Here is a 22,398-nt window from a genome sequence, read left to right as displayed (position 1 = left end):
TAAGACGGGATTCACAAAAGTTGTTACCAAATGCACTGGGCGCGCCCAGCAAGGCGCGCCCAGGAAGCTGCGGCTGAAAGCAAGCGTTTATGCGGTCTTGCGCAGGGGCATGTCGTGCGGGGCAGGCGCCGTATAGCTTTGCATCAACCGGCTTAACTCGGTCCGATACTTTTCGACGCTTGCCGCCTTCACGTGGCCGTACCCGCGTATGGTTTCCGCAAGGGCGGCGATTGTAGCCGCTTGGCCGATATTGTCCCGGTTCAGGCCCGCAAGCAGCTGCTGCACGGTCTGGCGGTACTCGCCGATCAGCGCCCGTTCCATCCTGCGTTCGGCGGTGCGGCCGAACGGATCGAACCAGGTGCCGCGCAAGCCCTTCAGGCGCGCCAGCGCCTTGAGCGCCGTCATGGTGCGCGGGCCCAGCGTGACCTTGCGCGGCACGCCGGTGCGCGGGTCCTTGCGGGCGAAGATCGGCGGCGCCATGTGAAAGCGCAGGCTGTAGTCGCCCTCGAACTGGCTGTCGAGCTGCGCCTGGAAGGCCGGGGCGGTGTAGAGCCGCGCGACTTCGTACTCGTCCTTGTAGGCCATGAGCTTGAACAGCCCGCGCGCCACCGCCAGCGCCAGGCGCGGGCTGCGGGCGTCGGGCGCCAGTTCGCGCTCGCGCGCGGCCACCGCCTCCACCGTCGCCTGGAACTCGCGCGCGTAGGCGGCGTTCTGGTAGGCGGTCAGGTCCTCGATGCGCCGCGCCACGGCGCGCTCGAAGGTCTCGGGCATGTGCAGCTGCACCACCTGGGCGCGCGGGCGCAGCGCGCCTTCCAGCGCGTCGGGCTGGTGCGCGGCCAGGCGGCCGTTGTCGAACGCGGCGCGGTTGGCGGCCACGGCCACGCCGTTCAGTTCGATGGCGCGGTAGATGGCGGCCTGCGACAGCGGCACGCCGCCGCGCTGCCAGGCATAGCCCAGCATGAACATATTGGACAGGATGCTGTCGCCGAACAGCGCCAGCGCGGCGGCGTGCGCGTCGATCTCGGCGGTGCAGGCCTCGCCGGCCGCGTGGCGGATCTTGGCCAGCAGCGCCTCGGGCCGCATGGCGACGTCCGGATTGCGCGTGAACTCGGACACCGGCGCCACATAGGTGTTGACGGTGACCTTGGTGTGGCCGCGGCGCAGCGCGCCCAGCGAATCCGGCGCCACCGAGGCCACCGGGTCGCACAGGATCGCGGCATCGGCCTGCTGCCAGTCCAGGCGCACCGGGCCGGCGGGCGCGCCGGCCGGGGCCAGCCGGATATGGCTGACCACCGTGCCGCCTTTCTGCGCCAGCCCGGTCAGGTCCAGCACGGCGGCCGACAGGCCTTCCAGGTGCGCCGCCATCGACACGATGGCGCCGATGGTGATGACGCCGGTGCCGCCCATGCCGGCCACCAGCAGGCGGTAGGGCTGCTCCAGCGCCGGCACGGCCGGCAGCGGCAGTTGCGCGATCAGCTGTTGCAGGCGGTCCTGGTCGGCCTTGGGCGCGGCGCTCTTTCTGGGCTTGCCGCCCATGACCGAGACGAAGCTGGGGCAGAAGCCCTCCACGCACGAGTAATCCTTGTTGCAGCTGGACTGGTCGATGGCGCGCTTGCGGCCGTAGGGCGTCTCCAGCGGCACCACCGACAGGCAGTTCGACTGCACGCCGCAGTCGCCGCAGCCTTCGCAGACCGCGCTGTTGATCAGCAGGCGGCGCGCCGGATCGGGGAACTGGTTCTTCTTGCGGCGGCGGCGCTTTTCGGCGGCGCAGGTCTGGTCGTGGATCAGCACGGTCACGCCGGGGATCTCGCGCAGTTCGCGCTGCAGCGCGTCGAGTTCGCGGCGGTGGTGCACCTTGATGCCGGGCCCCAGGTTCACGCCCTGGTACTTTTCCGGCTCGTCGCTGGTGACGACGATGCGGGCCACGTTCTCGCCGCGCAGCTGCTGGCAGATCTGCGGCACCGAGATCGGGCCGTCGACGGGCTGGCCGCCGGTCATCGCCACCGCGTCGTTGAAGAGGATCTTGTAGGTGATGTTGGCGCGCGCGGCCACGGCCTGGCGGATCGCCAGGTAGCCCGAGTGGTAATAGGTGCCTTCTCCCATGTTCTGGAAGATGTGCGGCATCTCGGTGTAGCGCGACAGGCCGATCCAGTCCACGCCTTCGCCGCCCATCTGGGTCAGGCCGCCGGTGTGGCGGTCCATCCAGGCGGCCATGTAGTGGCAGCCCACGCCGGACAGCGCCTGGCTGCCTTCGGGCACCTTGGTCGAGGTGCTGTGCGGACAGCCCGAACAGAAATAAGGGCGGCGGCGCATGCCGTCGGCGTCGTTGGACAGCGGCGCCTGGCATTCGAAGGCGGCCAGGTCCGCGGCCAGCGGCAGGCCGGCCGCGCGGCTGAGCCAGCCGGCCAGCGGGCGCGCCAGCAGCGAGGGGCGCAGCTGGCCGGCCGAGGGCACCATGGGTTCGCCGTCGAAGCCCTTCTTGCCGACGACCGTGGGCCGGTCCGGCAGATTGAACAGCAGGTCCTTGATCTGGCTTTCGACCACCGCGCCTTTTTCCTCGACCACCAGGATGTGCGAGAGGCCGCGCGCGAACGCCAGCAGGCGCTCCGCGTCCAGCGGCCAGGTCAGACCGGGCTTGTAGATGCGCACCGGCGCGTTGGCGGTGACGGTGTCCACGCCCAGGCGCGACAGCGCCTCCATGGTGTCCAGGTGCGCCTTGCCCACCGTGACGATGCCGACGGCGGCCTTGGGCGCCGCGCAGACCAGGCGGTCGATGCTGTGGCGGCGCGCGAACGCGGCCACCGCCCGCATGCGCAGGTTCATGCGCGTCTCGACGGCCAGCGACAGGAAATCGCGCGCCGAATATTCCAGCGATTCGGGCGGCAGGTCCGGGTCGGCCGGCATGTCGTACGAGACCGGCTGCGCCGGCGTGAAGGAGTGGCCGCTCTCGATGGTCTCGGACACCGCCTTGAACGCGACCCAGGTCCCCGAATGGCGCGACAGGGCCCAGCCCCACAGCGCGAAGGTTTCGTATTCGTCGATCGAGGCGGGATGCACGATGGGCATCTGCCAGCCGATCAGCGAGGCCTCGCTGGCGTGCGGGATCGAGGACGAGACGGCGGTGTGGTCGTCGCCCACCACCACCAGCACGCCGCCGTGACGCGAGGCGCCCGCCGCGTTGCCGTGGTGCAGCGCGTCGCCGGCGCGGTCCACCCCCGGGCCCTTGCCGTACCACATCGCGAACACGCCATCGACCTTGCGGTCGGCGCGCATGCCGGCCTGCTGCGTGCCCATGACGGCGGTGGCCGCCATGTCTTCGTTGATGCCGGGCAGGAAGCTGATCTGGTTGTCGTCCAGCGCCTTCTTGGCCTTCCACATCGCCATGTCCACGCCGCCCAGCGGCGAGCCGCGGTAGCCCGAGACGAAACCGGCCGTGTTCAGGCCGCGCTCGCGGTCGAGCCGGCGCTGGGTGAGCATGATGCGCACCAGCGCCTGCGTGCCGGTCAGGAAGATGCGGCCGGCGCTGCGGGTGAGGTTGTCGGCCAGCTGGTAGTCGAGGTCCAGCTCGGGTTCGGCGGCGGGGGTACCGTCCATAGTGAATACTCCTGGTTTTCGGCACTATGATAGGTTCGCCCCGGAGCCGATTCATTGCGTTATCGGATCGTGCTATCCCTATAATTCGAAATAAACATTTCGTTTGTATAAAACCAGGAGACAACGCATGGACAAGACCGATATCGGCATACTCAAGGCCTTGCAGGAGGATGGCCGGGCCTCGGCGCAGCAACTGTCGGAAAAGGTCGGCCTGTCGGCCGCGCCGGTGTGGCGGCGGGTCAAGGCGATGGAGGCCAGCGGGGTGATCCAGGGCTACAGCGCCCAGGTGGACCGCAGCAAGGTCGGGCTGGGCTGCATGTTCGCGCAGATCAGCCTGGAGCGGCATTCCGCCAATACGGTCGAGAACTTCGAGCGCTCGGTGCGCGACGCGCCCGAGATCCTGGAATGCTATGCGGTCACGGGGGATTCGGATTTCCTGCTGAAGATCCTGGTGGAAAGCCCCGAGGCCTACGACCGCTTCCTGCACCGCTTCCTGTTCAACATGCCCGGCATCCGCCAGACGCGCACCATCGTGGCGCTGCGCGAGATCAAGCACGAGCAGCGCCTGCCGCTGTAGCGGCGCCGCCCTCTATATAGATATAGAGGGCGGCGGCTTTATTGCGGCTGGATGCCGGAGATGCGGATCCATTCCTTCCAGCGCTGGGCGTCTTCCTTCACGAAGGCATCGAAGCGCGCCACGTCCATCGATTCCGGCGTCAGGCCGAGCGCGCGCAGCTTGTCCGAAGTGGCCGGGTCCCGCACGGCGGCCTGCAGGTGGGCGTTCATCCGTTCCACGATGTCCGGCGGCGTGCCCTTGGGGGCGGACAGGCCGAGCCAGCCGGCCACCACGAAATCCGGATAGTAGGAAGCCATGGTCGGCACCTCGGGCCAGGCCGGCTGCGCCTGCGCGCCGGTGACGGCGATGGGGATCAGGCCCTTGCCGTCGATCTGGCCCATCGCGGTCAGGTAGTCGACGAAGGCGAAGCCGATCTGCTTGCCGCGCAGGTCGGTGATGATCTGCGTGATGTTCTTGTAGGCCGCGCCGGTGATCTCGATGCCGGCGCGCTGCTTGAACAGTTCGGACGGCACCTGCGACGACGAGCTGTAGTAACCGAAGAACACTTCGCCCGGATGCTTCCTGGCGTAGTCCACCAGCTCGGGCACGCTGCGGTACGGCGCGCCCGGCGCCACCACGCCCACGGTGCCGAAAGTGCCCAGCAGGCCGACCTGGCTGAAATCCTTTTGCGCGTCGTAGGGCAGGCTCTTGTATAGGTACTGGTTGGCGGCGTGGGTGGAATTGGTCGACAGCAGGAAGGTGTAGCCGTCGGGCGCGGCGTTGCGCGCGGCATTGGTGCCGACGATGCCGCCGGCGCCGGGACGATCCTCGACGACCACGGTCTGGCCGGTGCGCTCGCCCAGGAACTGGGCGAAGGTGCGCGCGGTGAGGTCGGCCGCGCCGCCGGCGGCCGACGGCACGATGAGGGTGACGGTCTTCTCGGGCCAGCCGGCGGCCTGCGCCGCCGAGGCCAGCAGCAGGCCGGCGCCGATCAGCGCCGGGCGTAGGAATCGGGAAATGGGCATGGGGGTCTCCTGTTTATGAGCTTGCGCGTGTGGGCGCTGCCGTTGTCGTCATGGGCCGAAGGAATCAGCCGAATTGCGTGCGGTGCCATTGCAGGATGGCGCGGGCGCTGGTCTGCCAGTCGTCCGCGTACATCATGCAGTGCGGCTGGCCGGCAAGCACCGCGTGCGAAAAGCCATAGCGCCGCGCGATGGCGAGGTCCTGGCCGGGCGGATGCCGGTCGTGGGTGTCCAGCCCGGCTTCCAGGCACAGGCCGGGCGCGCCGAAGGGAGCGTCGCCGATCGCCACGCGCAGCAGATAGCGGTCATTGAGCACTTCGGGGCTTTCGGCGCACAGGCGCCGGATCACGGCGTCGACGTCGCGGTCCGGCGCCGTCGCCAGGAAGCGGGCGCGGATCTCGGCGGCCTGCGGCGCCGGGCGCGGCGCGGCCGGCGGCACCGGAGGCAGGGCCAGCGCGCCGGGCAGGTCGCCGGGCGGCGAGGGCGCCAGCAGCACCACGCCGGCCACCGCGCGCCGGCGCGCGGCCAGCAGCGCCGGCAGCGCGCCCATGCTGTGGCCCACCACCACCCAGGACCCGGCCAGCGCATCGAGCGCGTCGGCCACGTCCTGGCCCAGGTCGGCGATGGTGGCGGACGCGAACGCCGCGTCCTGCGCCAGCGCGCCGTGGCCGCGCAGATCCAGCGCGGCGCAGCCCAGGCCGGCGGCGGCGAAATAGGCCAGGTAGTGCGCGTAGCACCAGGCGCCGTGATAGGCGCCCGGCACGAACAGCAGGCCGGGCCGGGCGTCGCCGGGCCGCGCGCCGATCACCAGCCGGCCGCGGCCGGCCTCGTGCGCCGGCAGCCGGTCGATGAGGCTGAAGTCCAGCGGGTCTGCGCCGGTGTCCGAGAGTAAGGGGGAGAGGGCTGCGGTATTCATCTTGCGGCCATGTTAAGTGCCGGCTGCTGATGAGAAAACTTTATTTTTCCTATGCTTTGATAAGATTTCCAAATTGCATCCCCGCCGCTGAACCATGCCCTCGCTGCCCGACCTGTCGATCACGCACTACCGGCATTTCCTGCTGGTGGCCGAACTGGGCAGCTTCCGCGCCGCGGCCGCCCGCGCGTTCCGCTCGCAGCCGGCGCTGTCGCTGTCCATCCGCGAAATGGAGCAGCGCCTGGGCCAGCCGCTGTTCGAGCACGGCAACCGCGGCACGCTGACGCGCTTCGGCCAGGACTGCCTGCCGCTGGCGCGCGAACTGGTGGAACACCACGACCGCGTGGCTGGCGCGCTCGCCGGGCTGGCCACCAGCGGCGCGGGCACGCTGGCCATGGCCTCGGTCGCCACCGTGGCCACGCACTGGCTGCCCGAGCTGGTGGCCGCCTACCGCGAGCGCTATCCGGCGGTGGCGCTGCGCCTGTTCGATGACAACTCCGAAGGGGTCGAGCGCATGGTGCTGGCCGGCGAGGCCGAACTGGGCGTGTGCAGCCCGGTGTCGCGCGACCGCCGGCTGGCGTTCGAACCCTTGCTGCGCGACGCCTTCGGGCTGGTGTGCCACCGCGGCCATCCGCTGGCCGGGCGCAAGTCGGTGACCTGGCGCGAGATCGCCGACCTGCCGCTGGTGGGCACCATCGCGCATCGCCAGCTTGCCGGCTATCCGCAGGCGGCCTTCATGCTGGACCGGCAGGTGTTCGTGTCCAACATGATGTCGCTGCTGGCCATGCTGGAGCGCGGCGTGGGCGTGACGGTGCTGGCCCGGCTGGGCGTGCCGCCGGATTCGCCCGAACTGGCGTTCGTGCCGCTGGCGCGTCCGCGCATCGAACGCGAATTGGGCATTACCCGGCTGGCCGGGCGCAGCCTGTCTCCGGCGGCCGCGCGCATGGAGGAAATGCTGCGCGCGAAAGCGCGCCGCAGCGGCCGCGGTGTCGTTTGAAACCAACGCATTTTTGCGGATTCCGGCGCTAAAACCGGCTTGCCGCCGGCCGCACTGTTGCGCAATTGCACTAGGCGCGGATCGGCGTTGATTCTTGCCTGACGGCTCTTTAGAGTGCGGAGTGTTTGCTGCGCGAGGGTGGTGCCGGTGTGATCGGCGCGGCGCGTCGACAGACGTGTTGAGGAAGTCATGAGCAGTGTGTATTTGCGTTCGGCCGGCGTCGCTTGCGCCGTCCTGATCCTGGCGGGCTGCGCCGCCAGGAAGCCCGCCGCCATCGCCGAGGCCCAGCCGGCGCAGGCCTCGAAACCGGTGGTTTGCACCCCCGCAAAAAGCGGCGATCCCATGATCGGAACCTGGCTGTCGAATTCGCGCCCGCGCGACGTCAGCGGCGAATTCCGGGCGCTGACGGTGCTGTCGGCCGACGGCACCATGTCGTACGAAACCCAGTTGAAGATCGGCCGCAAGACGCGTCCGGCCCTGCGCGAGACGGGCTGCTGGAGCGTGGCCGACGGCGTCTACACCATGCAGACCACGCGGTCCAACGGCGAGGACGTGGACACCAAGGACCCGATCTACCTGAACCGCTATCGCATCGAGCGCGTCGAGCAAGCGAAGCTGACGCTGCGCGAAATCAAGGCCGGCGGCCAGGTCGTGACCGCGCGCCGCATGCCGGCGGGCTACCGCCTGCCGTACTGAGGCATCGCAAGGCACGCCAGGCGGACACGGCGCCCGGCGTCTTCGCCAAGCCGGCCCGGCTGCGGTAAGGTGCGATCTTCGCCTTTTGCAGCAGCGCCGCCGATCCATGTCCGCCCCATCTTCCGAAACACGCGCCATCGCGCTGCTTGCGCTGGCCGCCTTCGTCAGCGCCAGCGCGTTCCGTATCTGCGATCCCATGCTGCCGCAGCTGGCGGCGGAGTTCGACACCACCACCGGCCAGGCCGCGCGCGCCGTGACCGCGTTCGCGGTGGCCTACGGCGTGCTGCAGATGTTCTTCGGCCCGCTGGGCGACCGCTACGGCAAGTACCGGGTCGTCAGCGTGGCGACCCTGGCCTGCGCGCTGGGCAGCGCAGGCGCCGTGATGGCGCGCTCGCTGGACGTGCTGGTGTTCTTCCGCGTGCTGTCCGGCGCGGCCGGGGCCGGCATCGTGCCGCTGTCCATGGCCTGGATCGGCGACAACGTGCCTTACGAGCGCCGCCAGGCGACCCTGGCGCGCTTTCTGACCGGCACCATCCTGGGCATGTCGGCCGGCCAGCTGGTCAGCGGGCTCTTCGCCGATACGGTGGGCTGGCGCTGGGCCTTCGCGGCGCTGGTCTGCGGCTATCTGATAGTGGGCCTGCTGCTGCTGGCGGAAGTGCGCCGCCAGCGCGCCGCCGGCCTGGGCCGCGTCGATCCGGGCGCGGCGCGGCTGAGCTTCGTGGCGCAGGCGCGGCTGGTGCTGGGCACGCCGTGGGCGCGCGTGGTGCTGGCCACCGTCTTCATCGAAGGCCTGCTGGTCTTCGGCGTGCTGGCCTTCGCGCCGGCCTATCTGCATGAACGTTTCGGCATTTCGCTGACCGCCGCCGGCGCGCTGGTGGCGGTCTACGCCGTGGGCGGCCTGGCCTACACGGTGGTGGCCGGCCCGCTGCTCAAGCGCCTGGGCGAACGCGGCCTGGCCATCGCCGGCGGCCTGGTCCTGGGCGTGGCGTTCCTGTCCTATCTGCTGGGTCCGGTCTGGGCCTGGAGCCTGCTGGCAAGCGCGCTGGCCGGCTTCGGCTATTACCTGCTGCACGCCACCTTGCAGACCAACGCCACCCAGATGGTGCCGTCGGCCCGCGGCACGGCGGTGGCCTGGTTCGCGTCCTGCCTGTTCATGGGGCAGGCGGCCGGCGTGGCGCTGGCCGGCGCCTTGCTCGACCGCGTGGGCGCGGCCGCCCTGTTCGGCGGTTCGGCGCTGTTGCTGCCGATTCTGGGAATGGGGTTCGCGCGGGCGCTGCGGGGGCGGGTGGCTGGGGGGGGCTGATGGGTTTCGCGCGTTCGATATTGGAGTTCTTGCGTTGAGGCGCTCGCGCTGCATCCATCCTACGGTCTTGCCATCGTAGGATGGGTGCAGCGCGGCACCATCAGCGCAAATAATCCGACGCCGACCGCGCGAAACCCATCAGGCGGCGAAATCAAAAACCGATCAGATCCCCGCCAGCCGCTTCAACACCGCCTGCTTGCCCAGCAGCGCAAGCACCGCGTCCACGGCCGGCGTCTGCGTCTGGCCGGTGACGGCCACGCGCAGCGGAATGGCGAGTTGCGGCATCTTCATGCCGCGGTCGGCCAGCACGGCCTTGATCAGCGCCGACAGGGCCTCGCGGGTCCAGTCGATGTCCTGGGCGCGGGCGGCGAAGTCGGCCAGCGCTTCGCGCGCGGCGGCGGTCAGGTGCTGTTCGGCGAGTTCGGCCGGCGCGCCCTTGAATTCGGCGCAGAACAGCATCGCGCCGTCGGCCAGCTGTTCCAGGGTTTCGGCGCGGTCCTTGAGCAGGCCCATGACGCCCGGCAGGTCGATCTTCTCCGGATGGCCGCCGCGGTTCGCCACGCGCGGGGCGACGCGCTCGGCCAGTTCGGCGTTGTCCATCTGCTTGATGTAGTGGGCGTTGACCCAGTTCAGCTTCTTCGGGTCCCACTGCGAGGCCGACTTGGACAGGTGTTTGGCGTCGAACCACGACACCAGCTGCTCGCGGCTGAACAGCTCGTCGTCGCCGTGGCTCCAGCCCAGGCGCGCCAGGTAGTTGACCATCGCCTCGGGCAGGTAACCCTCGTTGTCGTACTCCATCACGTTGACCGCGCCGTGGCGCTTGGACAGCTTTTCGCCGTCCGGGCCCAGGATCATGGGCACGTGGCCGTATTCGGGCAGCGTGGCGCCCAGCGCGCGCAGGATGTTGATCTGGCGCGGGGTGTTGTTGACGTGGTCGTCGCCGCGCAGCACGTGGGTGATGCCCATGTCCCAGTCGTCGACCACCACGCAGAAGTTATAGGTGGGCGTGCCGTCCGGGCGCGCGATGATCAGGTCGTCCAGCTCGGCATTGTCGAAGCTGATGGTGCCCTTGACCATGTCGTTCCAGGAGGTGGCGCCTTGCTGCGGGTTCTTGAAGCGCACCACCGGCTTGCGGCCCTCGGGGATGGCGGGCAGCGTCTTGCCGGGTTCCGGACGCCAGGTGCCGTCGTAGCGCGGCTTGTCGCCGCGCGCGCGGGCGGCCTCGCGCATGGCTTCCACTTCCTCGGGCGTGCTGTAGCAGTGGTAGGCGGTGCCGGCGGCCAGCATCTGCGCGACCACTTCGCGGTAGCGGTCCATGCGCTGCATCTGGTAGAACGGGCCTTCGTCGGGCTGCATGCCCAGCCACTCCATGCTGTCCAGGATGGCCTGCACCGCCTCCGGCGTGGAGCGCTCGACGTCCGTGTCTTCGATGCGCAGCACGAAGGTGCCCTTGTGGTGGCGCGCGAAGGCCCAGGAGAACAGCGCCGTGCGGGCGCCGCCCAGGTGCAGGAAACCCGTGGGCGAGGGCGCGAAACGGGTGCGAATGGGGGAAGAGGCGTTGGAAGTCATAGATGGCAATGATAGCGGCTGCGGCGCCACAATACGGCGTCAGGCTTGGCCCGGGTCAAGCGCAAGGCGGGCTGGTCTTGTTACGATGAACGGTATTTTAGATTAGGCCCTGGGCCCCGGCCCGCGACCCCTATGCTGCGACACGCTCTCGCCCCGATGTTCGAGCCCAGTTCGCTGGTGATCGTTGCCGACCGGCCCCTGCCGGCGGCCGCTTCGCTGTCGGCCGCGCTCAAGGCCAGGACCACGGTGGTGGCATGCGAACCGGGCGCCGCGCCCGAGCTGCCGGCGGCCCTGCAGGGCCTGGCGGCGGGCGAGCGGCCCGATCTGGCCCTGGTTTGCGTATCGCCGGCCGTGCTGCCGGAGACGCTGCGGCGCCTGTCGCCGCTGGCGCCGCGCTCGGTGATCCTGCTGCCGCACGAGCTGCCCGATCCCTATCCGCGCGGCACGCTGGCGCTGTGCCGCGCCTGGGCCGAGGAAAACCGCTGCGAGCTGCTGGGCCCGCGCTCCTTCGGCGCGCAGCGTCCCCACGCCGGCTTCAATCTCAGCCAGCATCCGGTGCTGGCGCGCGCCGGCCGCGTGGCGCTCGCGGCGCAGTCGCGCTCCATCATGGCCGCGGTCATGGACTGGGCAGAGGACGTGCACATCGGTTTTTCCACCGTCGTGTCGCTGGGCGACGAGGCCGTGGTCGGCCTGCCCAAGGTGCTGGACTATCTGGCCAGCGACCCGCGCACCGACAGCATCGTGCTCTATCTGGAAGACGTGGGCCCGGCCCGCGAATTCATGAGCACGCTGCGCGCGGCCGCCTCGATCAAGCCGGTGATCGTGCTCAAGGCGGGCCGTTCCGACGCCGACGGCGGCGACGCCATTTTCGACGCCGCCCTGCGCCGCGCGGGCGCGGTGCGGGTGCGCTACTTCGTGCAGCTGTTCTCGGCGGTCAAGGTGCTGGGCTACACGCGCCGTCCCAAGGGTCGGCGCGTGGCGCTGATCTCCAACGGCAGCGGCCCGCCCCAGCTGGCCATGGACCTGATCGGCCCCGAGGCCGCGGTGCTGCGCGCCGAGTTCGCGCCCGCGACCCAGCGCGCGCTGGCCGCCATGCTGGAGCCGGACGCGGCCACCAGAAACCCCGTCATCACCTTCACCCCGCTGACGCCCGAGCGCATCCGCGCCATGCTGGACGCGGTGCTGGACGACAGCGGCGTGGACGGCGTGCTGGTGCTGCTGGCGCCCGACGCGCTGGCCGACATGCAGGCGGTGGCGCGCGAACTGGCGCAGATCGCGCCCAAGGCCAAGAAACCGGTGGTGACGTGCTTCATGGGCGACGCCGGCATGCGGCCGCTGCGGCGCATGCTGGACGACGCCGGCACCCCGGCGTTCCGCACGCCGGAGTCGGCCGCGGACGCCTTCGGCGTGCTGGCGACCCACCACTACAACCAGCAGCTGCTGCTGCAGACGCAGCCGCCGGAGCCGGCCAGCCACGTGCCCGACCTGATCACCGCGCGCGAGGTGCTGGCGCGGGTGCGCGCCGACGGCCGGCGCGAACTCACCAGCTCCGAGATCCGCACGCTGCTGGCGCTGTTCTACGTGCCGCTGCGCGACATGCCCATGGACATCATGGCGGCCGAACCCGAATCGCGTCCGATGGCGATCCGCGTGCGGCGCGATCCGCAGTTCGGCCCGGTCATCCGTTTCGGCGCGGGCGGCCCGGACGCGGCGCTGTCGCAGTCGGACCGCGGCGTGGACCTGCCGCCGCTCAACGGCTTCCTGGCGCGCCAGCTGATCGAGCGCAGCCGGCTCTGGCGCCGCGTGCTGGCGCCGCGCATCGGCCATATGGCGGCCGAGGCGCTGCAGCAGGCGCTGGTGCTGGTATCCGAAATGGTCTCGGAACTGCCCGACATCGAAACCCTGGACATCGATCCGCTGTACGCCGGCGAAACCCATCTGCGCGCCGGCGGCCTGCGCATGACGCTGACCGAAAAGCCCGGTTGCGGTTCGCCCCAGGCCGAGGGCTATCCGCATATGGCGATCCACCCGTATCCAGCGCGGCTGGTGCAGGTGCGCCGCTTCGACGACGGCATCCCCTGGGTGCTGCGGCCGATCCGGCCCGAGGACGCCGAGCCGCTGCAGGAGTTCATCCGCGGCCTGTCCGAGCGTTCGCGATACATGCGTTTCGTGTCCATGATGCGCGAGCTGACCCCGCGCATGCTGTCGCGCTATACCCAGGTCGATTACCACCGCGAACTGGCGCTGGTGGCCGCCACGCAAGTGCCCAACCCGGCCAACCGCGGCCATCCGCGGGAGGTGCTGGTGGGCTTTGCGCACTACCTGCGCAACCCCGACGGGCGCGGCGCCGAGTACGCGCTGGTGATCGGCGACGACTGGCAGCGCCGCGGCCTGGGCCGTCAGCTCATGACGGCCCTGATCGACGCCGCCCGCGAACAGGGCCTGGAATACATCGACGGCCTGGTGCTTTCCAGCAACCGGCCCATGCTGGCGCTGATGACCAGCCTGGGCTTCACCAACGACGCGGACCCCGAGGACCCGACCATGCGCCGGGTCTGGCTCAACCTGGCCTGAGCCTGTCGGTGGCCTCGTCCACCGACAGCACGTCGCCGAAGAACATGATCCAGCCATGCAGCGCGTGCTCGTGCTCGGCCGGCGTCACCGCCGCCAGCGCGTCGTCGATCATGATGCTGCGGAAGTCGCGCATCATCGCGTCGCGCCCGGTGGATTCGCAGCATACGTTGGTGACGGTGCCGGCGATCAGCAGGGTGTCCACGCCGCGCCCGCGCAGCAGCGGTTCCAGCTCGGAAGATCCCGGCGCCATGGCGCTGTAGAAGCGCTTGACCACCCGCAGGTCCGAGTCGTGGGCGCGCAGGTCCGGGTGCAGCGCGAAGCCGGGCGAGTCGCGGCGCAGCGTCTGCAGGCGCCTGGCGCTGCGTTCGGGCGTCAGCATCACGCCGTGGTGGTGCGACCAGAACGAATCGGCGTTGTCGGACGCGGTCTGCACCCAGACGATGGTGCCGCCGGCGGCGCGGACCGCTTCGCACAGGCGGTTGATGGGGCCGATGATTTCGCGCGCGGGCGCGCATTCGCCCTGGTAGCCGGGCAGCGTGAAGTACTGCTGCATGTCGATCACCACCACGGCCAGGCGCGAGGCCGGCAGCTCGTCGTAGGGATGCAGGCAGCCCTGGCGGGCCACCACGCGGTCGCGCACCCACTGCGGGAATTCCATGTCGGCTCCTTATCCGTAGCGCCGCGCGATGGCGGCTTCGATGCGGTAGACGGCCAGGTACATCAGGCTGGAGATCACGGCCAGCACGGCGATCGCGGTCATGACGATATTCAGCTTGAAGATCTGGCTGCCGTTCATGATGAGAAAGCCCAGCCCGGAATCGGCCGACTGGAATTCGCCCACGATCACGCCCACCAGCGCCAGGCCGATGTTCATCTTCACGGCCGCGATCAGCGTGGGCACGCTGCCGGGCAGCACCACCTTGGTCAGCACCTGCCAGCGGCTGGCGCCGAAGGTGTGGGCGAGCTTGACCTTGTTCAGGTCGATGCCGCGAAAGCCCGCGTAGACCACCATGATGGTCACGAACACCGCGATCGCCACGGCCATGCCGTACACCGCGTAGTCCGAGCCCAGCCACAGGTAGAAGATCGGCACGAACGCGATCTTGGGCATGGCGTTGGCCACCACCAGGAACGGGTCGAGCACCTTGTACAGGAAGTCCGACCACCACAGCGCCGCCGCCACCGCGATGCCGATCAGCATGCTCAGGCCGAAGCCCACCAGCGTGGCCGACAGCGTGGTCAGGATGTGCTTGCCCAGGTTGCCGTTGTTCCACAGTTCGATGAAGGTGGGCCACAGCGCGCTGGGATAGCTGGTCAGCATGGGGTTGAGCACGTGCATGCGCGGCAGGATCTCCCAGGCGCACAGGAACAGCGCCAGCAGCAGGACCTGCGCCACGCGGATGTGGCGGCGGCGCGCGCGGTCGCGCCGCAGGTAGTCCAGGTATTTCTCGCTGGGCGCGCGCACGGCGCGCAGCGGCACGGTATTGGCGACGGGGGCGTTCATGGGTCAACCCTCCACGTGGACGTCCAGCTCGTCCCAGAGCTGTTTGAAGTAGGCGTTGAATTCCGGACGCGAGCGCGCCTGGAACGGCGTCGGCCGCGTCTGGCCTTCGTAATGGATGCGGTACTGGCTCTTGAGCCGCCCGGGCCGGCGCGACAGCACGATGACGCGGTCGGTCATCGCGATGGCCTCGCCGATGTCGTGGGTGACCAGCACCACCGTCTTGCCTTCGCGGCGCAGGATGTCCACCACTTCGTCGGAGATCGCCAGCCGGGTCTGCGAATCCAGCGCGGAGAAGGGCTCGTCCAGCAGGATCACGTCGGGCTCGGTGACCAGCGTGCGGGCCAGCGCGGCGCGCTGGCGCATGCCGCCCGACAGCTGGCGCGGCGTGTGCGACAGGAACGCGCCCAGCCCGCATTTCTCCAGCAGGTGCACGGCGCGCGCTTCGCTGCGCGCGTCGCGCCGGCCCTGGATCTCGGCGCCGAGCATGACGTTGTCGAGGATGGTGCGCCACTCGAACAGATAGTCCTGCTGCAGCATGTAGCCGATGCGCGGATTGGGCTTGGTCACGGCCTGGCCGTCTATCGCCACCGAGCCGGAGGTGGGCGGGATCAGCCCGGCGATCAGCGACAGCAGGGTGCTCTTGCCGCAGCCGCTCTGCCCGATCAGGCTGACGAACTCGCCGGCGGCCAGCGTGAACGACACGTTCGACAGCGCCTCGGTTTCGCCTTCCTGCGTGAAGTACGACAGACAGACATCGCGCAGCTCGATCTTCGCGGTGGCCGCGCCGGGTTTCAGGTTGTGGACGACGGCTCCCATCATTGCGCCTTCCTTGCAAAGTCGGTCACCACCACGTCCTCGTACTTGACGCGCGCGCCGTCCTTCATGACCGCGCTGGCGACCAGCATGTCCTGAAGCTGGTTCATGGCCTCGGCCGTCACCAGCGGCGTGCGCTTCCAGATCTGGTACTTCTTGTAGCGCTCGATCGCCTCGGTCACCGCGGCCTGGTCCATGCCGGGGAAAAAGCTCATGATCTGCGGCGTCAGGGCGGCGGCCGGCGTGTCCTGGACGTATTTCTCGGCGCGCGCCACCACGTCGGTCCAGGCCTGTATCACCTTGGGGTTGTCGCGGATGTATTTGTCGGTGGCGGTGAACACGGTGTAGTCCACCTGGCCCACTTCATGGCCGACCGAGGCCACGATATAACCCTTGCCATTGCGCACCAGTTCCCCGGCCTCCGGCTCCAGGAAAATGCCGTACTCGCCCTGGCCCGCCATCCAGGCCCCGGCGCGCGCCGGAATGCCGATGTTGTTCAGCAGCTTGACGTCCTTCTGCGGGTCCACGCCATGCTTGCGCAGCGCCGTCTCCAGGAACACCAGCGGATTCGAGCCGGGCCGGAAACCGATGATCTCCTTGCCCTTGAGCATGGACCAGTCGAACTTCTCCACCGGCTTGCGCGACAGCAGGAAGAAGCCGTCGGTGGCGGTCAGCCCGGCGAAGATCCGCGGCTTGACCGGCGATTCGCTGTTCTGCACGTAGATGGAGGCTTCCGGACCGATCAGCACGATGTCGGCGCTGCCCGAGAGCAGGGCGGTCATGCCCTTGTCGGTGCCCTGCGAGGTCTTCATGGAGACCTCCAGGCCGGCGTCCTTGAAGTAGCCCTGCGACAGGGCCACGTACTTGGGCACATAGAGGATGGAGCGCACCACCTCTTCGTAGCGCACCTTCACGGGGGGATTGAGGGCTTCGGCCTGGGCGGCCAGGGGGGCGAGCAGCGCGAACAGCGCCGCGCCCGCCAGTCGGGGCGATGGCAAGGATTTCACGGGACTTTCTCCTGCGTCTTGAATGCCACGCCGCTACCCGGCGCAACACACGGCCAAGGGAATGGATCGACTGCAACAACAGGAAAGCCCGAACACCTGCAAGCTCGGGCCGATACGGCTTGGATCGAATACTATATTCAATACAAACAGGCGACAAGCCCTTTTGGTGTTGTGGTATCTCTCTATGGACGAGCGGGGAGAAGCCCTGAAGAATTCAGGGTTGAATTGCAGTTGGTATACAGAATGGGAGGGCGCCGGCGTTTGCCGCTGGCCACGAAAGGCGGCGGCCGGGGCCGCCTGATGGGTTACGCGCGCTCGATATTTGGGTTCTTGCCCAAGAACTCTCGCGCTGCACCCATCCTACGCCAGCACTTCCTTCAAGAACCCCGAAATATCCCGCACTTCCTCGGCGCAGACCGAGTGCGGCATCGGGTAGGTGTGCCAGCGCACGTCGTAGCCCAGGCGCTGCAGTTCGGCCAGCGAAGCCTGGGCGCGGGCCAGCGGCACGACCGGGTCGTACTGGCCGTGGGCCAGGAAAATCGGGGTGTCCCGGTTGGCGCCGTCGCGCTCGGCCTCGGCCGTGTCGATGAGGGGCAGGTAGCCCGACAGGCCCATCATGCCCGCCAGCTTCTCGGGCAGGCGCAGGCCGGTGTGCAGGGTCATGGCGCAGCCTTGCGAGAAGCCGGCCAGCACGATCTTGGAGGTCGGGATGCCGCGGGCGTTCTCGCGCGCGATCAGCTTGCGGATCGCGGCTTCGGAGGCGCGGATGCCGCGGCCGTCCTCGACGCGCACCAGGTCCATGACCAGGATGTCGTACCACGACCGCATCGCCATGCCGTTGTTGATGGTCACGCGCTGCACCGGCGCGTTGGGGAACACGAAGCGCACGGCGGCGCCGGCCGGCAGGTCCAGTTCCGGCACGATGGGCGCGAAGTCGTTGCCGTCGGCGCCCAGGCCGTGCAGCCAGATCACGGCATGCGTGGGGTTGGGGGCGGTTTCGATCTCGATGCAATCGAGCAGGTCGGTCGGAGCGTTCATGGACGGCGGCGGAGGAATCAGGGGGTAAGGGTCTTGAGCGCCTGGAACAGCGCGCGGTAGTGCTTTTTCTGCGGTTCCTGGCCCTGCAGCAGCGAGGCGTTGGCCAGCCGCTCCTTGCGCGCGGCGCGGATCAGGGCGCGCAGCTGCTGCGCGTCGGCCTGCGGATTGTTGTTCAGCAGGCGGGTCAGGGCGTCGTCGTCGTCGAGCAGGCGGTCGCGCAGGGTTTCCAGCCGGTGCATGGCGGCGGTTTCCTCGCGCGAGCCGTTTTCCCAGATGTCGAGCTGGGCGCGGATTTCGTCGGCCGGCGCGTCGCGCATCAGCTTGCCCACGAAGTGCACCTGGCGGCGCTTGCCTTCGCGGCCGGTGGTGCGCTGGGCCATGCGGATCGCCTCGTAGAGGCGTTCTTCGAGGGGCAATTGCTTGAGGCGCTCGGGCGACAGTTCGATCAGCTGCTTGCCCAGGTCCAGCAAGGCGTGCATTTCGCGCTTGATCTGGGATTTGCTGGGGCGGTCGTAGCCGTTCTCGTCGTAGCCGTCGCCGGCGGATTCTTCTGCGGGGTGGGAATTCATGGAAAACTGCGCAATGACAGACTTGGCTATGATAACCGTCTCTGCAAATTGGACAGCAATGGTTAAAACTTCCTCATCCTTGCCGCTGGCGGCGAATCACGCGCGTTTTTCCGAACTCGTCGAACAAACCCTCGCCTACGCGCGCCAGATCGGCGCGTCGGACGCCGCGGCGGAAGTCTCGGAAAGCCTGGGCCTGTCGGTTTCCGTGCGCAAGAACGACATCGAAACCGTGGAGCAGACCCGCGACCGTTCGCTGGACCTCACGGTCTACGCCGGCCAGAGTCGCGGTTCGGCCTCGACTTCCGACTTTTCCGAAGCGGCGCTGCGCCAGACGGTGGAAGCCGCGTGGCACATCGCCCGCCATACCGCCGCCGACCCGGCCGCCGGCCTGCCCGACGCCGACCAGCTTGCCACCGAATTCCCCGACCTGGACCTGCACCACGCCTGGAGCGTGTCGACCGAAGAGGCGGCCGAACTGGCGCTGCGCGCCGAGCGCGCGGCCCGCGAGGTCGACGCCCGCATCACCAACACCGACGGCGCTACCGTGGGCACCTACGAAGGCCAGTTCGTCATGGGCAACACCCGCGGCTTCCTGGGCGGCTATCCGTACTCGCGCCACAGCCTGTCGGTGGCGCCCATCGCCGGCCGCGGCAACGGCATGCAGCGCGACTACTGGTATTCGTCCGAGCGCGACCCGGCCAAGCTGGCCTCGCCCGAGGCCGTCGGCCGCTACGCCGCCGAGCGCACGCTGTCGCGCCTGTCGGCCCGCCGCATCCGCACCGGCAAGTTTCCCGTCCTGTTCGAGGCGCCGCTGGCGCTGGGCCTGGTCGGCGCGCTGACCCAGGCCGCCAATGGCGGCGCGCTGTACCGCAAGGCCAGCTTCCTGGTGGACGCGCTGGGCAAGCCCATCTTCCCCGAGCACATCAACCTGACCGAAGACCCGCACGTCCGCGGCGCCATGGGCAGCTCGCCCTTCGACGACGAAGGCGTGCGCACGCGCCGGCGCAACGTGGTGTCGGCCGGCGTGCTGGAAGGCTACTTCCTGTCGTCCTACACCGCCCGCAAGCTGGGCATGGCCACCACCGGCAACGCCGGCGGTTCGCACAACCTGGTGTTCAGTTCCACGCGCACCCGGCGCGGCGACGATTTCGAGGCCATGCTCAAGAAGATGGGCACGGGCTTCCTGGTGACCGAACTCATCGGCCAGGGCGTCAACTACGTGACCGGCGACTACTCGCGCGGCGCCTTCGGCTACTGGGTGGAAAACGGCCAGATCCAGCACGCGGTGCAGGAAGTCACCATCGCGGGCAACCTGGCCGACATGTTCAAGCAGATCGTCGCCGTGGGCGCGGACGCCATTTCGCGCGGCACCAAGACCACCGGCTCGATCCTGATCGAGGAAATGGCCATCGCCGGGATCTGACCGCCGCCGCAACTGCTTTGCCGCCTGTTCTTTGCAATCCCTTACCGGAACAGGCCTTCCTTTCTGTCCCCATCTCGGCGTGTAATATCCGGCGGGTATCGCTCGATGTCCCAGGTGTCGCTGTAAAGGAGCAAAGAGATGCAACGACGTTCGTTCTTGAAGCGCGCCGGCTTGGGCGCGGTCGCAAGCGGTGCCGCCATCAGCGCGCCCGCGTTCGCCCAGGACATGCCGTCCGTCAGCTGGCGCCTGGCGTCGGGGTTTCCCAAGGCCCTGGACCTGCGCATCGACACCGGCGAACGCTTCTGCAAGTACGTCTCCGAGGCCACCGCCGGCAAATTCAATATCCGCCACTTTCTCGAAGGCGAGGTCGTGGCCGCGCCGGACGTGATGGACGCCGTGTCCACCAAAAAGGTGGAATGCGGCCACGTCTCGTCGCGCGCCTATTACGCCAAGAACCCCGTATTCTGCTTCGACGCCGCCGTGCCCTTCGGGTTGAACGCGCGCCAGATGAACGCCTGGATGAGCGAAGGCGAGGGCCTGCGCCTGACCCGCGAGCTGTTCAAGCCCGAGAAGATCATCAACTTCCCGCTGGGCAACACCGGCGCCCAGATGGGCGGCTGGTTCGTCAAGGAAATCAAGCGTCCCGGCGACCTCAAGGACCTGAAAATGCAGGTCGGCGGCCTGGCCGGCATGGTGCTCGAGCGCATGGGCGTGGCGCCGCAGCAGCCGGCGCCGGGCGGGCTGGCCGAGGCCTTCGAAAAGAACGGACTGCAGGCCGTGGCGGGCGCCGGCGCCTACGACGACGAAAAGCTGGGCCTGAATAAAGTTGCCAAGTATTACTACGCACCCGGCTGGTGGGCCGGCGGCGAGCAGCTCTCGCTGTACGTCAACGAAGAGGCCTGGAACGCGCTGCCCAAGCATTACCAGGCGCTGCTCGAAGCCGCCGCGCAGGCCGCGCACGCCGCCGCCACCGCCCGCTACGACGCGCGCAACCCCGCCGCGCTGGCGCAGCTGGCCGCCAACGGCGCGCAAATCCGCGCATTTCCGCGCTCCATCATGGACGTGGCGTTCGAGACCACGCAGCAGGTCTACAAGGATTTAGGCGCCAAAGACCCCAGGTTCCAGGCGATGCACGATAGTTACATGGGCTTTCGCGACAGCGAGATGCCGTGGTTCCGCCTGACCGAAAGTGCCTACGGCCAGTACCTGGGCGTGGCGCTATCGGGCAGAATATAGGGCGCCCGCCGACGCTGAATGGCGTTCGGCAAGCGTTAGGGTTTTTGCTAGTAACCTCGCATTTTTTACAAAAAAATGGGCGGTTTGTAGGCTTTTGTTGAATGGCATTCGAGTTTCGGCCTGATACAAAGGAGTAATATCCCGGGTCTTGACGCGCAAACATGGCGCCTTTAGGCGGCATCCGACGTCAATCCGGCAGGATTACATCAGCCCGGATTACCAATATTCCGAGACAGACTTTAAGGTGGTACCAACCATGCAATCCAAGACCAAGAAGCTGCTGGCCGCGCTGATCGCCGCCGGTGTCGTTCCGGCCGCCTATGCTGCCGACATCAAGATCGGCGTGGCCGAAGCCCTGTCCGGCGGCGCCGCCCAGTACGGCGTGTCGATCCGCAACGGCTTCCAGCTCGCCGCCGATGAAATCAACGCCGCGGGCGGGATCAACGGCAACAAGATCGTGCTCGTGATCGAAGACGAGCAGGGCAAGAAAGAAGAAGCGATCAACGTCTTCAAGAAGCTGATCTTCAAGGACAACGTCCTGATGGTCTTCGGTCCCACCCTGTCGAACTCGGCCCAGGCCGCCGACCCGATCGCCCAGGCCGCCAAGACCGTGGTCTTCGGCACCTCCAATACCGCCGACGGCATCACCTCCATCGGCAACTACGTGTTCCGCAACTCGGTCACCGAAGCCGACGTGCTGCCGGCCACCATCTCCACCGTCAAGGCCAAGACCGGCCTGAAGAACGTCGCCGTCCTCTACGGCAACGACGACGTCTTCACCAAGAGCGGCTACGACAACTTCAAGAAGGCCCTGGAAGACCAGAAGATCCCGGTCACCACCACCGAAACCTTCGCCAAGGGCGACGTGGACTTCAAGGCCCAGCTGACCAAGATCAAGGGCACCAACCCCGACGCCATCGTGCTGTCCGCGCTGCTGGCCGAAGGCGCCCCGATCATGGTCCAGGCCCGCCAGCTCGGCCTGAACGTGCCGGTCATCGGCGGCAACGGCATGAACTCGGTCAAGATCTTCGACCTGGCCCCCGGCGGCGCGTCGAACAATCTGTGGATCGGCAGCCCGTGGTCGATCGAGAACAAGGCCCCCGAGAACGTCAAGTTCATCGACGCCTACAAGGCCAAGTTCAACGGCGCGCCCGACCAGTTCGCGGCCCAGTCGTACGACGCCATGTACATCGCCGCCCAGGCCCTGAAGAACGTCAAGATCAGCGGCGAACTGGCCAAGGACCGCGCCGCCGTGCGCGACGCCCTGCCGTCGGTGACCTGGACCGGCGCCACCGGCCCGTTCAAGTTCCGCCAGGCCAAGGACCGGGCCGGCAAGCCCGCCGGCTACGACGCCGACCAGGCTCCCATCGTCAGCGTGACCAAGGACGGCAAGTACGTCATCGAGAAGTAAGCTGACACGCATCCCCGCGCGGGGGATGTGCCTTGTGGACGGCCGAGGCCGTCCACAAGGCGTTTTTTGATCGCAAGGGCCCGTTCAGGACGAAGACCCCCTCAGGGGGCGGAAAGTCCACGCCAGGGGAGCGGCGTGCGGGCCCGGGTCCCCGGATGAAAGTGCGTCCCTGG

18 protein-coding genes are annotated in these 22,398 nt (G+C 68.4%); 8 read left to right on the top strand and 10 right to left on the bottom strand.

The window, feature by feature from the left end:
* Nucleotides 1-87: 87 nt before the first annotated feature.
* Nucleotides 88-3,594 (bottom strand): indolepyruvate ferredoxin oxidoreductase family protein, encoded by a 3,507-nt coding sequence (locus AC1M14_RS23755; RefSeq protein ID WP_479730550.1) that lies wholly within the window; start codon nucleotides 3,592-3,594, stop codon nucleotides 88-90.
* Between the two features lie 127 nt (nucleotides 3,595-3,721).
* Between AC1M14_RS23755 and AC1M14_RS23750 the strand changes: the two genes are divergently transcribed.
* Nucleotides 3,722-4,171 (top strand): Lrp/AsnC family transcriptional regulator, encoded by a 450-nt coding sequence (locus tag AC1M14_RS23750; RefSeq protein ID WP_008159001.1) that lies wholly within the window; start codon nucleotides 3,722-3,724, stop codon nucleotides 4,169-4,171.
* Between the two features lie 38 nt (nucleotides 4,172-4,209).
* Here AC1M14_RS23750 and AC1M14_RS23745 read toward each other — a convergent pair whose 3' ends face one another.
* Entirely contained in the window at nucleotides 4,210-5,175 is a 966-nt protein-coding gene (locus AC1M14_RS23745) for a tripartite tricarboxylate transporter substrate binding protein (protein WP_209165622.1), read from the bottom strand.
* A gap of 64 nt (nucleotides 5,176-5,239) precedes the next feature.
* The gene (locus AC1M14_RS23740) at nucleotides 5,240-6,088 is read right to left on the bottom strand and encodes an alpha/beta fold hydrolase (RefSeq protein ID WP_479730549.1); all 849 of its coding nucleotides are present in this window, start codon (nucleotides 6,086-6,088) and stop codon (nucleotides 5,240-5,242) included.
* A gap of 94 nt (nucleotides 6,089-6,182) precedes the next feature.
* On the opposite strand from AC1M14_RS23740, the gene AC1M14_RS23735 reads away from it, so the two are divergent.
* From AC1M14_RS23735 to AC1M14_RS23725, 3 genes are all read left to right on the top strand, one after another.
* Nucleotides 6,183-7,082, top strand: coding sequence for a LysR family transcriptional regulator (locus AC1M14_RS23735; protein WP_102775782.1), 900 nt, complete (start codon nucleotides 6,183-6,185; stop codon nucleotides 7,080-7,082).
* Between the two features lie 189 nt (nucleotides 7,083-7,271).
* Entirely contained in the window at nucleotides 7,272-7,778 is a 507-nt protein-coding gene (locus AC1M14_RS23730; protein WP_102775783.1) for a hypothetical protein, read from the top strand.
* A gap of 106 nt (nucleotides 7,779-7,884) precedes the next feature.
* Nucleotides 7,885-9,081 (top strand): MFS transporter, encoded by a 1,197-nt coding sequence (locus tag AC1M14_RS23725; RefSeq protein WP_479730548.1) that lies wholly within the window; start codon nucleotides 7,885-7,887, stop codon nucleotides 9,079-9,081.
* Nucleotides 9,082-9,243: 162 nt separating this feature from the next.
* On the opposite strand, the gene gltX is transcribed toward AC1M14_RS23725, so the two are convergent.
* Nucleotides 9,244-10,650: a glutamate--tRNA ligase gene (gene gltX, locus AC1M14_RS23720; RefSeq protein ID WP_111826736.1), complete on the bottom strand. Its 1,407-nt coding sequence runs from the start codon at nucleotides 10,648-10,650 to the stop codon at nucleotides 9,244-9,246.
* Between the two features lie 132 nt (nucleotides 10,651-10,782).
* Here gltX and AC1M14_RS23715 point away from each other — a divergent pair, with 132 nt between their 5' ends.
* Nucleotides 10,783-13,224: a bifunctional acetate--CoA ligase family protein/GNAT family N-acetyltransferase gene (locus AC1M14_RS23715; protein WP_479730547.1), complete on the top strand. Its 2,442-nt coding sequence runs from the start codon at nucleotides 10,783-10,785 to the stop codon at nucleotides 13,222-13,224.
* On the opposite strand, the gene AC1M14_RS23710 is transcribed toward AC1M14_RS23715, so the two are convergent.
* The 6 genes from AC1M14_RS23710 to yjgA form a co-directional block, all read right to left on the bottom strand.
* Nucleotides 13,211-13,882, bottom strand: a complete 672-nt coding sequence (locus AC1M14_RS23710; RefSeq protein WP_102775786.1) for a cysteine hydrolase family protein — start codon at nucleotides 13,880-13,882, stop codon at nucleotides 13,211-13,213. The two genes, AC1M14_RS23715 and AC1M14_RS23710, sit on opposite strands and share 14 nt — an antisense overlap.
* A gap of 9 nt (nucleotides 13,883-13,891) precedes the next feature.
* Complete coding sequence (locus AC1M14_RS23705) at nucleotides 13,892-14,728, bottom strand: ABC transporter permease (RefSeq protein WP_102775787.1); 837 nt, start codon at nucleotides 14,726-14,728, stop codon at nucleotides 13,892-13,894.
* Between the two features lie 3 nt (nucleotides 14,729-14,731).
* Nucleotides 14,732-15,544, bottom strand: coding sequence for an ABC transporter ATP-binding protein (locus AC1M14_RS23700; RefSeq protein WP_102775882.1), 813 nt, complete (start codon nucleotides 15,542-15,544; stop codon nucleotides 14,732-14,734).
* Entirely contained in the window at nucleotides 15,544-16,548 is a 1,005-nt protein-coding gene (locus AC1M14_RS23695) for an ABC transporter substrate-binding protein (RefSeq protein ID WP_111826733.1), read from the bottom strand. The genes AC1M14_RS23700 and AC1M14_RS23695 overlap by 1 nt, the downstream gene beginning before the upstream one ends.
* Before the next feature lie 360 nt (nucleotides 16,549-16,908).
* On the bottom strand, nucleotides 16,909-17,586 hold the full coding sequence (locus AC1M14_RS23690; protein WP_102775789.1) for an alpha/beta hydrolase: 678 nt from the start codon (nucleotides 17,584-17,586) through the stop codon (nucleotides 16,909-16,911).
* 17 nt (nucleotides 17,587-17,603) lie between these two features.
* Nucleotides 17,604-18,155: a ribosome biogenesis factor YjgA gene (yjgA, locus tag AC1M14_RS23685; protein ID WP_111826732.1), complete on the bottom strand. Its 552-nt coding sequence runs from the start codon at nucleotides 18,153-18,155 to the stop codon at nucleotides 17,604-17,606.
* Nucleotides 18,156-18,213: 58 nt separating this feature from the next.
* On the opposite strand from yjgA, the gene pmbA reads away from it, so the two are divergent.
* From pmbA to AC1M14_RS23670, 3 genes are all read left to right on the top strand, one after another.
* Nucleotides 18,214-19,578: a metalloprotease PmbA gene (gene pmbA, locus AC1M14_RS23680; RefSeq protein ID WP_111826731.1), complete on the top strand. Its 1,365-nt coding sequence runs from the start codon at nucleotides 18,214-18,216 to the stop codon at nucleotides 19,576-19,578.
* 138 nt (nucleotides 19,579-19,716) lie between these two features.
* Nucleotides 19,717-20,814 carry a TRAP transporter substrate-binding protein gene (locus AC1M14_RS23675; RefSeq protein ID WP_111826730.1) on the top strand — a complete coding sequence of 366 codons (1,098 nt, stop codon included), beginning with the start codon at nucleotides 19,717-19,719 and terminating at the stop codon, nucleotides 20,812-20,814.
* Between the two features lie 256 nt (nucleotides 20,815-21,070).
* Nucleotides 21,071-22,225: an ABC transporter substrate-binding protein gene (locus AC1M14_RS23670; protein WP_102775793.1), complete on the top strand. Its 1,155-nt coding sequence runs from the start codon at nucleotides 21,071-21,073 to the stop codon at nucleotides 22,223-22,225.
* Nucleotides 22,226-22,398: the final 173 nt, after the last annotated feature.

This window comes from Achromobacter sp. SX5 (assembly GCF_056711425.1).
This window is presented reverse-complemented; position numbering and strand designations above follow the sequence as displayed.

Bases quoted from the DNA above. Each gene is read 5' to 3' on its own strand.
- AC1M14_RS23755 (WP_479730550.1), bottom strand. From the start codon at position 3,594: ATGGACGGTACCCCCGCCGCCGAACCCGAGCTGGACCTCGACTACCAG.
- AC1M14_RS23750 (WP_008159001.1), top strand. From the start codon at position 3,722: ATGGACAAGACCGATATCGGCATACTCAAGGCCTTGCAGGAGGATGGC.
- AC1M14_RS23745 (WP_209165622.1), bottom strand. From the start codon at position 5,175: ATGCCCATTTCCCGATTCCTACGCCCGGCGCTGATCGGCGCCGGCCTG.
- AC1M14_RS23740 (WP_479730549.1), bottom strand. From the start codon at position 6,088: ATGAATACCGCAGCCCTCTCCCCCTTACTCTCGGACACCGGCGCAGAC.
- AC1M14_RS23735 (WP_102775782.1), top strand. From the start codon at position 6,183: ATGCCCTCGCTGCCCGACCTGTCGATCACGCACTACCGGCATTTCCTG.
- AC1M14_RS23730 (WP_102775783.1), top strand. From the start codon at position 7,272: ATGAGCAGTGTGTATTTGCGTTCGGCCGGCGTCGCTTGCGCCGTCCTG.
- AC1M14_RS23725 (WP_479730548.1), top strand. From the start codon at position 7,885: ATGTCCGCCCCATCTTCCGAAACACGCGCCATCGCGCTGCTTGCGCTG.
- gltX (WP_111826736.1), bottom strand. From the start codon at position 10,650: ATGACTTCCAACGCCTCTTCCCCCATTCGCACCCGTTTCGCGCCCTCG.
- AC1M14_RS23715 (WP_479730547.1), top strand. From the start codon at position 10,783: ATGCTGCGACACGCTCTCGCCCCGATGTTCGAGCCCAGTTCGCTGGTG.
- AC1M14_RS23710 (WP_102775786.1), bottom strand. From the start codon at position 13,882: ATGGAATTCCCGCAGTGGGTGCGCGACCGCGTGGTGGCCCGCCAGGGC.
- AC1M14_RS23705 (WP_102775787.1), bottom strand. From the start codon at position 14,728: ATGAACGCCCCCGTCGCCAATACCGTGCCGCTGCGCGCCGTGCGCGCG.
- AC1M14_RS23700 (WP_102775882.1), bottom strand. From the start codon at position 15,544: ATGGGAGCCGTCGTCCACAACCTGAAACCCGGCGCGGCCACCGCGAAG.
- AC1M14_RS23690 (WP_102775789.1), bottom strand. From the start codon at position 17,586: ATGAACGCTCCGACCGACCTGCTCGATTGCATCGAGATCGAAACCGCC.
- yjgA (WP_111826732.1), bottom strand. From the start codon at position 18,155: ATGAATTCCCACCCCGCAGAAGAATCCGCCGGCGACGGCTACGACGAG.
- pmbA (WP_111826731.1), top strand. From the start codon at position 18,214: ATGGTTAAAACTTCCTCATCCTTGCCGCTGGCGGCGAATCACGCGCGT.
- AC1M14_RS23675 (WP_111826730.1), top strand. From the start codon at position 19,717: ATGCAACGACGTTCGTTCTTGAAGCGCGCCGGCTTGGGCGCGGTCGCA.
- AC1M14_RS23670 (WP_102775793.1), top strand. From the start codon at position 21,071: ATGCAATCCAAGACCAAGAAGCTGCTGGCCGCGCTGATCGCCGCCGGT.